The sequence below is a fragment of the Mycolicibacterium arseniciresistens genome (assembly GCF_030519285.1).
Taxonomy (GTDB): domain Bacteria; phylum Actinomycetota; class Actinomycetes; order Mycobacteriales; family Mycobacteriaceae; genus Mycobacterium; species Mycobacterium arseniciresistens.
In genome coordinates this window covers 1-10,375 of the sequence record NZ_JAUMSQ010000216.1, presented here as the reverse complement: position 1 = coordinate 10,375, position 10,375 = coordinate 1, and the positions used below count along the sequence as shown (strand labels likewise).

Genomic DNA, 10,375 nt, shown 5'->3' with positions numbered 1-10,375 from the left:
CCCGCAGCTCCGGACGGCCCGCGGTGGTCGGGTATCCCGGCGCCGCGCTGCCGGCGACCAGTGCGTCGCGGATGACGGGTGCCACCGGATCGACGGGCGTGCCGACGGAGAGGTCCACCAGGCCGCCGGCGTGCGCCCGCGCCTGCGCGGTCGCCGCGGACAGCGTGTCCCACGGAAAGGTCGGCAGTGTCGCCGACACCCGATGCCGGGCCCGCTCGCGAGCCGCGTCAGTCGACGTGATCAGCCCTCACCCTGCGGTGGCATCTCCTTGACCGCCGCGGGGTCGTTGTCGGTCTGGCCGACCTTGGAGGCGCCGCCCGGCGAACCGAGTTCGCTGAAGAAGTCGGAGTTGATCTGGGTGTACTGGCTCCACTGGTCGGGGACGTCGTCCTCGTAGTAGATCGCCTCCACGGGGCAGACCGGCTCGCATGCGCCACAGTCGACGCACTCGTCCGGGTGGATGTACAGCATGCGTGCGCCCTCGTAGATGCAGTCGACAGGGCATTCCTCGATGCACGCCTTGTCTTTGATGTCGACGCAGGGTTCGGCAATCGTGTACGTCACCGGGGTCTCCTCAGTCTTCCTGTCTGAATGTCCAGTTGGGCTGCGGTATGTGTCGGGCCCTGAGAGTTCGCCGCAAGTATGAAGGAGCGATACCTGGACGTTCGTCTCAGTGTGCCCTAACTTCACGCGCCGCCCTTACGGGTGGCGCGTGGTTACTGATACTAGACGTCGCACATACAAGTGCCTAGTCGCGACACCACCCCTCGTACCCAACTGCTGGACGATCGCTCAGCGGCGCTCTCCTATGCACTCGGGTGCTGTGCACTCAGTTGCATATGAACGGCCGGCGTTCTACGGTGCGCAGGTGGCACTTCCCCACGCGATCCTGGTGTCGCTGTGCGAGCAGAGCGGTTCGGGTTACGAGCTGGCCCGCCGCTTCGACCGCTCCATCGGCTACTTCTGGTCCGCGACCCACCAGCAGATCTACCGGACACTGCGCACGCTCGAGGAGAACGGCTGGGTGCACGTCACCCCCGTGGTGCAGCAGGGCAGGCCGGACAAGAAGGTCTACACCGTGTCCGAGGAGGGCCGCGCGGAACTCGCCCGCTGGATCGCCGCGCCGCTGACCGGACGCGGCGGCTCGGTCGCCGACAACCGCACCCGCGACCTCGCCGTGAAGGTCCGCGCCGCGAGCCACGGCGACGTGGCGGCGCTGCGGGACCAGGTCGCCGCGCTGCGCACCGAACGTGCGGCGTTGCTCGACACCTACCGCATGTTCGAGAAACGCCAGTTCCCCGACCCGACCCGCCTCACCGGCAGTGCGCTGCACCAGCACCTGGTGCTGCGCGGCGGCATCCGCGCCGAGGAGAGCGCCATCGACTGGCTCGACGAGGTGGGCACCGCCCTGACGCGCGAAACCGAGGAGACCCGATGACGCCGTACCCGACGCTGCTGTCGCCACTGGACCTCGGCTTCACCACCCTGCGCAACCGCGTGGTGATGGGATCGATGCACACCGGCCTCGAAGACCGGGCCCGCGACATCGGCAAGCTCGCCGCCTACTTCGCCGAACGTGCCCGTGGCGGCGTCGGACTCATCATCACCGGCGGCTATGCACCCAACCGCACCGGCTGGCTGCTGCCGTTCGCGTCCCAGCTGACGTCGTCGTCCGAAGCGCGCAGGCACCGCGACGTCACCGCGGCGGTGCACGAGCACGACGGCAAGATCCTGCTGCAGATCCTGCATGCGGGCCGCTATGCGTACCACCCGTTCTCGGTGAGCGCGTCGGCCGTCAAGGCGCCGATCAACCCGTTCCGGCCGCGGGCGCTGCGCGATGTCGACGGCACCATCGACGACTTCGTCCGCTGTGCGCTGCGCGCCAGGGAGGCCGGCTACGACGGTGTCGAGATCATGGGCAGCGAGGGATATCTGCTCAACCAGTTCCTGGCGCCGCGCACCAACAGACGCTCCGACGCCTGGGGCGGCAGCCCCGAGAAGCGCCGCCGGTTCCCGGTGGAGATCGTCCGGCGCACCCGACGCGCGGTCGGCGAGGACTTCATCATCTGCTACCGGATGTCGATGGCCGACTACGTCGAAGACGGCCAGAGCTGGGACGAGATCGTCGCGCTCGCCACCGAGGTGGAGGCCGCCGGGGCGACGATCATCAACTCCGGCTTCGGCTGGCACGAGGCGCGGGTGCCCACCATCGTCACGTCGGTGCCCAGCGGCGCGTTCGTCGACATCAGCAGCGCACTGGCCGAACACGTGAGCGTCCCGGTGGTCGCATCGAATCGGATCAACATGCCCCACGCCGCCGAGCAGATCCTCACCGACACCCACGTCCAGTTGGTGTCCATGGCGCGCCCACTGCTGTCGGACCCCGACTGGGTGAACAAGGCCGCCGGGGACGCCGCCGCCGAGATCAACACCTGCATCGCCTGCAACCAGGCCTGCCTGGACCACGCGTTCGTGCACAAGAAGGTGTCCTGCCTGCTCAACCCCGTGGCCGGCCGGGAGACCGAACTGGTGCTGAGCCCGACGCGACGGGCCAAGCGGGTGGCCGTCGTCGGCGCCGGACCGGCAGGCATGGCCACCGCCGTCGCGGCCGCTCAACGCGGGCACCGGGTCACGCTGTTCGAGGCGGGCGACGCGGTCGGCGGCCAGTTCGACCTGGCCAGGCGGATACCGGGCAAGGAGGAGTTCACCGAGACGCTGCGCTACTACGCCACGATGCTCGCCAAGAACGGCGTCGACGTCCGGTTGCGCACCCGGGCAGGTGTCGACGACCTCGCGTCGTTCGACGAGGTGGTGCTGGCCACCGGGGTGACGCCGCGCATCCCCGAGATCCCGGGCATCGACCACCCCAAGGTGCTGTCCTACGCCGAGGCGATCACCGGCGCCAGGCCGGTCGGCAGATCGGTCGCGGTGGTCGGCGCCGGCGGCATCGGGTTCGACGTCAGCGAGTTCCTCGTGACCGACGAGTCGGCGACGCTGAACCTCAAGGAGTGGAAGGCCGAGTGGGGTGCGGCGGACCCGCAAGAGGCCCGCGGCGCCGTGGTGACCCCGATCCCCGCGCCGGCGGTCCGCGAGGTGTATTTGCTGCAACGCACCGAGGGCGCGCAGGGCCGCCGGCTCGGCAAGACCAGCGGCTGGGTGCATCGCGCATCGCTCAAAGCCAAAGGCGTGCAGCAGCTGTCGAGCGTCAACTACGAGCGGATCGACGACGAGGGACTGCACATCACCTTCGGCCCCAAGCGCCTCGACGCCCGGCTGCTCGCCGTCGAGACCGTGGTGATCTGCGCGGGCCAGGAGTCGGTGCGCGATCTCGAGCACGGTCTGCGCGGCCGCGGCGTCGAACCGCACGTGATCGGCGGCGCCGCGCTCGCCGCCGAACTGGACGCCAAGCGGGCGATCCGCCAGGGCACCGAACTGGCCGCCCGCCTCTAGCCGGTGAGCGGACGACTTAAGCGAAAAGTGTAAATCGCCCGAAAGCCGCGCCCCGCCTGCCAAACTGGCGGAGGTTCCACGTCGGCACCGCTCATCGGCGTGTGGAACCCGCAGGGAAAGGCGGGATCTCGTGTCAGTCAGCACCGAGGACGGCGTCCTGGACGGGGCCCGACCGGACATCCACTACGACCCCTACGACGTGGCGCTCAACCTCGACCCGTACCCGATGTTCGCCCGGATCCGCGAGGAGATGCCGCTCTACCGCAACGACCGGCACGACTTCTACGCACTCAGCCGCTTCGACGACGTCGACGCCGCCCTGATCGACCACGAGACCTTCAGCTCGGCCCGCGGCGCGGTGCTCGAGATCATCCAGTCCGGGATGGAGATCCCGCCCGGCACGCTGATCTTCGAGGACCCGCCGATCCACAACATCCACCGCAAGCTGCTGTCACGGATCTTCACCCCCCGCAAGGTCAGCGCGCTGGAACCGAAGATCCGTGAGTTCACCGCAGGCTGCCTCGACCCGCTGGTCGGGACGGGCCGCTTCGACTTCGTCAAGGACCTCGGCGCGCAGATGCCGATGCGGGTGATCGGCATGCTGCTGGGCATCCCGGAGGCCGACCAGCAGCACGTCGTCGACCACGGCGACTCCACTCTGCGCACCGGACGCGGCGGCAAGATGACCGAGAACCCCGACGGCGCCATCGCCACCGGCGAGGTGTTCGCCTCCTACATCGACTGGCGCGCCGAGCACCCGTCCGACGACATCATGACCGAACTGCTCACCGCCGAGTTCGCCGACGAGACGGGGGCCACCCGGCGGCTCCGGCGCGACGAACTCCTGCTGTACCTCCAGGTGATCGCCACCGCGGGCGCCGAGACCACCACCCGGCTGCTCGGCTGGGCCGGCAAGGTGCTCGCCGAACACCCCGACCAGCGCCGCACCCTGGTCGCCAACCGGACGCTGCTGCCCGCCGCCATCGAGGAGCTGGTGCGCTTCGAACCACCCGCCCCGCACATCAGCCGATACGTCACCCGCGACGTCGAGTACCACGGGCACACCGTTCCGGCAGGCAGCGCGATGATGATGCTGCTCGGCGCCGCCAACCGCGACCCGCGCCGGTTCGGACCCGACAGCGAGTCGTTCGACATCCATCGCGAACCCCACCAGCACGTCGGATTCGGCGTCGGCACACACTTCTGCCTCGGCAACGCGCTCGCCCGGCTCGAGGGCCGGATCGCGCTCGACGAGATCCTCGACCGCTTCCCGGAATGGGAGGTCGACCTCACCGACTCCGAACTCAGCCCGACGTCGACGGTGCGCGGGTGGGAATCGATGCCGGCGCTGCTGCCATGACGGGCCGGGTCGAAGGCAAGGTCGCGTTCATCACCGGCGCGGCGCGCGGGCAGGGCCGCAGCCACGCCGTGCGCCTGGCGCAGGAGGGCGCCGACATCATCGCGGTCGACATCTGCAGGGCCGTCGACGACGTCGTCTATCCCGCATCCACGCCCGCCGATCTCGCCGAGACGGTGGCCCTCGTCGAGGCCCGGGGCCGGCGCATCGTCGCCGCGGAGGTCGACGTCCGCGACTACGACGCGCTGGCGGCCGCCCTCGCCGACGGTGTCGACCAGCTCGGCCGCCTCGACATCGTGGTGGCCAACGCGGGCATCGGCAACGCCGGCAACAAACTACACAAGCTGCGGGAACACATCTGGCAGGACATGATCGACATCAACCTCACCGGCGTCTGGCACACCGTCAAAGCCGCGGTGCCGCACGTGCTCTCCGGCGCAAGGGGCGGATCGATCATCCTGACCAGCTCCGTGGGCGGCATGAAGGCTCACCCGCACACCGGCCACTACATCGCCGCCAAGCACGGCGTCGTCGGCCTGATGCGGACCTTCGCCGTCGAGCTCGGCCGGCATTCGATCCGGGTCAACTCGATACATCCGACACAGGTCAACACGCCCATGGCGATCAACGACGCCACCTTCCGGTTGTTCGCACCGCACAAGGAGAACCCGGGGCCGGAGGACTTCGCGCCGATCTCCCAGATGATGCACACGCTGCCAATCCCGTGGGTGGAACCCGAGGACGTCAGCAACGCCGTGTTGTTCCTCGCCTCTGACGAATCCCGTTACGTCACAGGTGTTCAGCTGCCCGTTGATGCGGGCTGCTTACTCAAGTAACCGATTGAACCCCAATAGTGAGCGGAGACACCCATGCCTGAATTCGACTACGAAGAGCTGAAGAAGGAAGCCGAGCAGTACATCAAGTTCGAGAAGGACATCAAGAACCGCATCGCCTACATCACCTTCAACCGGCCCGAGGAGCTCAACTCCACGACGCTGGGCATGCGCCAGAACTACGCCGACATCATCCACAAGTGCAATGTCGACGACGACGTCAAGGTGGTCGTGATCCGCGGCGAGGGCGACGATTTCGGCAGTGGTGGCGACCTGCCGGAACAGCGCGGGATGATCGAGAATCCCGGTATGCCGCTGCCGCACGAGCTGGCCATCAACGACGACAGCGTCAAGTACCCGCCCGGCGGCTCCTACCGCTACCTGTCGACGGTCACCGACTTCTACGCCAAGGCGCCGGCGGGGAACCGTCCGCTGCAGGAGCTCCGCAAGGTCAGCATCATCGAGGCCAAGGGCTACTGCTACGGCTGGCACTTCTACCAGGCCGGTGACGCCGACCTGGTGATCTCGTCCGACGACGCGCTGTTCGGCCATCCGGCGTTCCGCTACGTCGGCTGGGGACCGCGGCTGTGGTGGTGGGCCGAGACCATGGGACTGCGCAAGTTCTCCGAGATGCTCTTCACCGGTAGGCCGTTCAGCGCCAAAGAGATGTACGACTGCGGCTTCATCAACAGCGTGGTGCCGCGCGAGGACCTCGAGGCGGAGACCCTCAAGTACGCGATGGCGTGCTCGAAGTCCCGGCCCACCGACACCGTCGCGGTGCAGAAGACGTTCCTCGAGATCTACAAGCAGCACAAGGGCGAATACATGGGCAGCCTGCTGACCGGAATGGTCGAGGGCATGCTGCCGATGATCACCAACGACCGCGACAACGAGGTCGACCTCACCGGCGGCACCTTCGAGAAGGGACTCAACAACGTCGTCAAGGACAACGACATGAACTTCCCGCCGGAGTGGCGGCTGAGCCGCTCGGGCCGCGCCAAGCCCTGACCGCCATGTCGGCGCTGAAGGGCCTGCGGATCGTCGAACTCGCCGAGTCGGTGGCCGGCGAGTACTGCGGCAAGCTGCTCGCCGACTTCGGCGCCGACGTGGTGAAGGTCGAACGGCCCGGGCGGGGCAGCCCCACCCGGGCCATGGCACCCCTGATCGACGGCGAGAGTGTGGTGTTCGCCTACCTGAACACCAACAAGCGATCCGTCGTCCTCGATCGCATCACCGACGCCGAGGCCGTGGACGCCCTCGTCGCCTCGGCCGACGCCGTCATCGACGACCACGATCCCGAGTGGGCCGCCGAGGCGTACCGGCGCCACCCGGCGGTGGTGTTCTGTTCGGTGACGGCGTACGGCCGCGGCGCGTCACCCGCTGCGCAGAATGCGCGCAGCAGCACCGTGTTTCACAGCAGCGGCTGGGGCTTCCACACACCCAGCCACGCCGACCCGGCCAGACCACCGCTTCAGGCGCCGGGCCGGCTGCTCACCGACTACGAGGCCGGGCTGGACGCGGCGATGTGCGTCGCCGCATGCCTGTACTCCCGACCACGCTGCGGGGCAGGTGAATTCGTCGACATCTCGCAGCAGGCCGTGCTCGTGTCACGCGCCGACTGCATCCTCGGCAGGTTCCTCAGCGGCGAGATCGCACCGGAGAACACCCGCGACGACTTCGACCAGCAGGGCCCGGCGTCGTTCTTCGCCTGCGCCGACGGACATGTCTACCTGTACATGACCAGCGGCACCCACTGGGCGAACCTCAAGGTGCTGATGGACCACCCGGCATGGCTGGACGACTTCGATGAGGACTGGCTGGAGTTCTCCGTGACCGCCGAGAAGGTCGCCACCTTCCACCGCGGCTTCGCCGGCTGGATCCGCGATCGACGCCGGGAGACGGTAGCCGAGCAGGCGCAGCGCGCCGGTGTGCCACTGGTGCCCGTGAACGACGCCGACGATCTGCACCGCTCGCCGCAGTACCGTCACCGCGGCTTCTTCCGCGACGTGACACATCCGGTCCTCGGCGTCGGCCGGCACCCCACGGTCCCCTACCTGATGAGCGCGTCACCGGCAGACATCACCTGCGCGGCACCGGCTCTCGGCCGCCACACTTCCGAGGTGCTGGGCGAGCGGCGAACCGTCCGGCCGGCACCCGTGCACGCGCCGCCGGCGACGGAGCGCGGTGGTCCACTGGCGGGGGTGCGCGTCGTCGAGCTGACCAAGGTGTGGGCCGGCCCGTATGCCGGGAAGCTGCTGGCGTTCCTCGGCGCCGAGGTGATCAAGGTCGAGAGCGCCGCCCGGCCGGAGGAGATGCGGGCCTACGGCGGCACCGACGTCAACCACGCCCCCTACTTCCTGAGCATCAACCCCGAGATCCTCAGCGTCGACCTCGACATCAAGACCCCCGACGGGATGGCGCGGCTGCGTGACCTGATCGCGCGCAGCGACATCGTGCTCAACAATCTGCGGCCGGGCGCGATGGAACGCCAGGGCCTCGGCTACCGAGACCTAACGGCCGTCAGGCCGGACATCATCTCGGTGTCGATCAAGATGTGGGGCAACGACGGTCCGCTCGGCTACCAGACCGGCTACGCGCCGTGCTTCGCCGCACTGGCGGGCCTCGCCTCGCTGGTGGGCTACGAGGGCGGCCCGCCACTGGGCGCCAGCATGCGCTACGGCGATTCCACGGTCGGCGCCGCCGCCGCCCTCGCCGCCGTGGCGGCACTGCTGCACCGCGAACGCACCGGCGAGGGACAGTTCGTCGACGTGTCCGCGGTCGAGGTGCTGTCGTCGATGATCGGCGACACCCTGCTCGCCCACGACCTGACCGGACGGGTGCCCACACCGGAGGGCAACCGGCACCCCGACATGGCGCCGCACGGCTGCTACCCGTGCACCGGCGGCGACTGGGTCAGCATCGCCGTCGCCGGTGACGCCGAGTGGTCGGCACTGTGCGCCGCGCTGGGCGCGGCCGACCTCGCCGCCGACGAGCGGTACCGCACCACCACGGACCGCCTGCGCCATGCCGCCGCACTGGATGCCGAACTGGCCCGCATCACCAGCGGCCTGGACGCCGCGCCGCTGGCGCGACGCCTGCACGACGCGGGGGTTCCGGCCGCCAAGAGCGCGACGGCGCTCGACGTGATCGGTGACGAACGCCTCTGGGAGCGCGGCCTATACCGCATCGTGACCGACCACCGCGAAGGCGCGCGGCCGGTGCTGGGGCCGTCGTGGCGGATGGCCCGCGACCCCGCCCGCATCGAACACGGCGCACCCGACCTAGGCGAGCACAATGACTACGTGTTCGATGACATCCTCGGCGCGCAGGAGATGCGATGACAGCAGCACTGGCGGGCACCGTGGCCCTGGTGACCGGCGCCAGCAGCGGCATCGGCGCGGCGACGGCGCGGATGCTGGCCGCCCAGGGTGCCGCGGTCGCCCTGCTGGCCCGCCGCGCCGACCGGCTCGCGGAGGTCGCCGCGGCCATCGAGGCCGACGGAGGCAGCGCGCTGCCCGTGCCCGCCGACGTGTCCGACAAGGAACAGGTCACGGCCGCTGTGGCCGCGGCGGTGTCCCGGTGGGGCAGACTCGACATCCTGGTGAACAACGCCGGCCTGATCCGCACGGGCGAGGCGGCCGCGGCCTCCCTCGACGACTGGGACGACCTGGTCACCGTCAACGTCCAGGGCGTGCTGTACGCGACGCGTGCCGCGCTGCCGCACCTCATCGACGCCGCCGCCGACTCGCCGCGCGGTGTGGCCGACGTCGTCACGGTCAGTTCGACCGCGGGGTGGGTGGCCCGGCCCGGCACCGCGGTGTACTCGTTGACGAAGTTCGGCGTCAACGCATTCAACGAGGGACTGCGGCAGGAACTCATCGGCAGCCGGGTCCGCGTCGGAGTCGTCGGGCCCGGCACGGTCGACACCGAGATCAACGACCACCTGCCCGCCGAGTCCCGCGCGGCGATCGAGCAGCGCACCGCCGGGATGGTGAAACTGCGGCCCGAGGACGTCGCCGACGCGGTGACCTACATGGTGACGCGAGACCGCCGGGTGGCCGTCAACCACATGTTGGTGCGCGCCGCCGAGCAGACGTGGTGACCGGCGCCTGGCCCACCGGCGACCACCTCGGGATCGCGTTCCCCGCCCACATCGCCGCCCTGCGTGACGGCGGCCCCGCGTTCCTCACCGAGGCCTTCCGGGCGGCGGGGGCGCTGGACGCCGGCAACCGGGTCGTCCGCGTCGTCGGCTGCGACGAGGTGCCCGGCGGCAGCACCGGGCGCAAGGCGTCGCTGGACGTGGAGTACCTCCGATCCGGACCACCCACGGCACTGTTCGTGAAGTTCTCCCGCGACTTCGACGATCCGGTACGTGACCACGGCAGGACGCAGATGGCCGCCGAGGTCACCTTCGCCACGCTCGCCCAGGCACCCGGCTTCCCGATCGCGGTGCCGCGCACCATGTTCGCCGACTACCACGGCGACACCGGCACCGGCGTGCTGATCACCGAGCGGATCGCGTTCGGCCGCAACGGCATCGAGCCGCAGCACCACAAGTGCCGCGACGACGAGCTGCCGTCGCCGCAGGAGCACTACCGTGCGCTGCTGACGGCGCTGGCCCGGCTCGTCGGCGCGCACAGGTCCGGGGTGCTGCCCGCCGATCTCACCGAGTCGTTCCCCGTCGACCTCAAGGCCGCCGCCGTCGGCGAACCGGCGCCGCTGACCGCCGACCGCC

The 10,375-nt window shown here is 69.6% G+C and carries 8 protein-coding genes and 2 pseudogenes; 8 read left to right on the top strand and 2 right to left on the bottom strand.

What is annotated here, in order from left to right; translation table 11 throughout:
• Together Q2100_RS22385 and fdxA are read right to left on the bottom strand one after the other, a co-directional pair.
• Positions 1–199, bottom strand: a pseudogene (locus Q2100_RS22385) (succinyldiaminopimelate transaminase); the annotation flags it as partial.
• A gap of 41 nt (positions 200–240) precedes the next feature.
• The gene (gene fdxA / locus Q2100_RS22380; RefSeq protein ID WP_302915820.1) at positions 241–564 is read right to left on the bottom strand and encodes a ferredoxin; all 324 of its coding nucleotides are present in this window, start codon (positions 562–564) and stop codon (positions 241–243) included.
• A 304-nt stretch (positions 565–868) separates the two neighbouring features.
• Here fdxA and Q2100_RS22375 point away from each other — a divergent pair, with 304 nt between their 5' ends.
• The 8 genes and pseudogenes from Q2100_RS22375 to Q2100_RS22340 all read left to right on the top strand — a co-directional run.
• Entirely contained in the window at positions 869–1,438 is a 570-nt protein-coding gene (locus Q2100_RS22375; protein ID WP_264013219.1) for a PadR family transcriptional regulator, read from the top strand.
• Positions 1,435–3,450, top strand: coding sequence for an NADPH-dependent 2,4-dienoyl-CoA reductase (locus Q2100_RS22370; protein ID WP_302915819.1), 2,016 nt, complete (start codon positions 1,435–1,437; stop codon positions 3,448–3,450). Before Q2100_RS22375 ends, Q2100_RS22370 begins: the two co-directional genes overlap by 4 nt.
• A gap of 130 nt (positions 3,451–3,580) precedes the next feature.
• Positions 3,581–4,810 carry a cytochrome P450 gene (locus Q2100_RS22365; protein ID WP_302915818.1) on the top strand — a complete coding sequence of 410 codons (1,230 nt, stop codon included), beginning with the start codon at positions 3,581–3,583 and terminating at the stop codon, positions 4,808–4,810.
• Positions 4,807–5,643 carry a mycofactocin-coupled SDR family oxidoreductase gene (locus Q2100_RS22360; protein ID WP_302915821.1) on the top strand — a complete coding sequence of 279 codons (837 nt, stop codon included), beginning with the start codon at positions 4,807–4,809 and terminating at the stop codon, positions 5,641–5,643. Before Q2100_RS22365 ends, Q2100_RS22360 begins: the two co-directional genes overlap by 4 nt.
• Before the next feature lie 33 nt (positions 5,644–5,676).
• On the top strand, positions 5,677–6,648 hold the full coding sequence (locus Q2100_RS22355; protein WP_264013222.1) for an enoyl-CoA hydratase/isomerase family protein: 972 nt from the start codon (positions 5,677–5,679) through the stop codon (positions 6,646–6,648).
• Between the two features lie 5 nt (positions 6,649–6,653).
• Positions 6,654–8,981, top strand: coding sequence for a CaiB/BaiF CoA transferase family protein (locus Q2100_RS22350; RefSeq protein ID WP_302915817.1), 2,328 nt, complete (start codon positions 6,654–6,656; stop codon positions 8,979–8,981).
• Positions 8,978–9,742: an SDR family NAD(P)-dependent oxidoreductase gene (locus Q2100_RS22345; protein WP_302915816.1), complete on the top strand. Its 765-nt coding sequence runs from the start codon at positions 8,978–8,980 to the stop codon at positions 9,740–9,742. The genes Q2100_RS22350 and Q2100_RS22345 overlap by 4 nt, the downstream gene beginning before the upstream one ends.
• A pseudogene (locus tag Q2100_RS22340) lies at positions 9,739–10,375 on the top strand (hypothetical protein); the annotation flags it as partial. The gene Q2100_RS22345 and the pseudogene Q2100_RS22340, both read left to right, overlap by 4 nt.

Coding starts and splice junctions, on each gene's coding strand:
- Q2100_RS22370 (WP_302915819.1), top strand. CDS start 1,435: ATGACGCCGTACCCGACGCTGCTGTCGCCACTGGACCTCGGCTTCACC.
- Q2100_RS22360 (WP_302915821.1), top strand. CDS start 4,807: ATGACGGGCCGGGTCGAAGGCAAGGTCGCGTTCATCACCGGCGCGGCG.
- Q2100_RS22355 (WP_264013222.1), top strand. CDS start 5,677: ATGCCTGAATTCGACTACGAAGAGCTGAAGAAGGAAGCCGAGCAGTAC.
- Q2100_RS22350 (WP_302915817.1), top strand. CDS start 6,654: ATGTCGGCGCTGAAGGGCCTGCGGATCGTCGAACTCGCCGAGTCGGTG.
- Q2100_RS22345 (WP_302915816.1), top strand. CDS start 8,978: ATGACAGCAGCACTGGCGGGCACCGTGGCCCTGGTGACCGGCGCCAGC.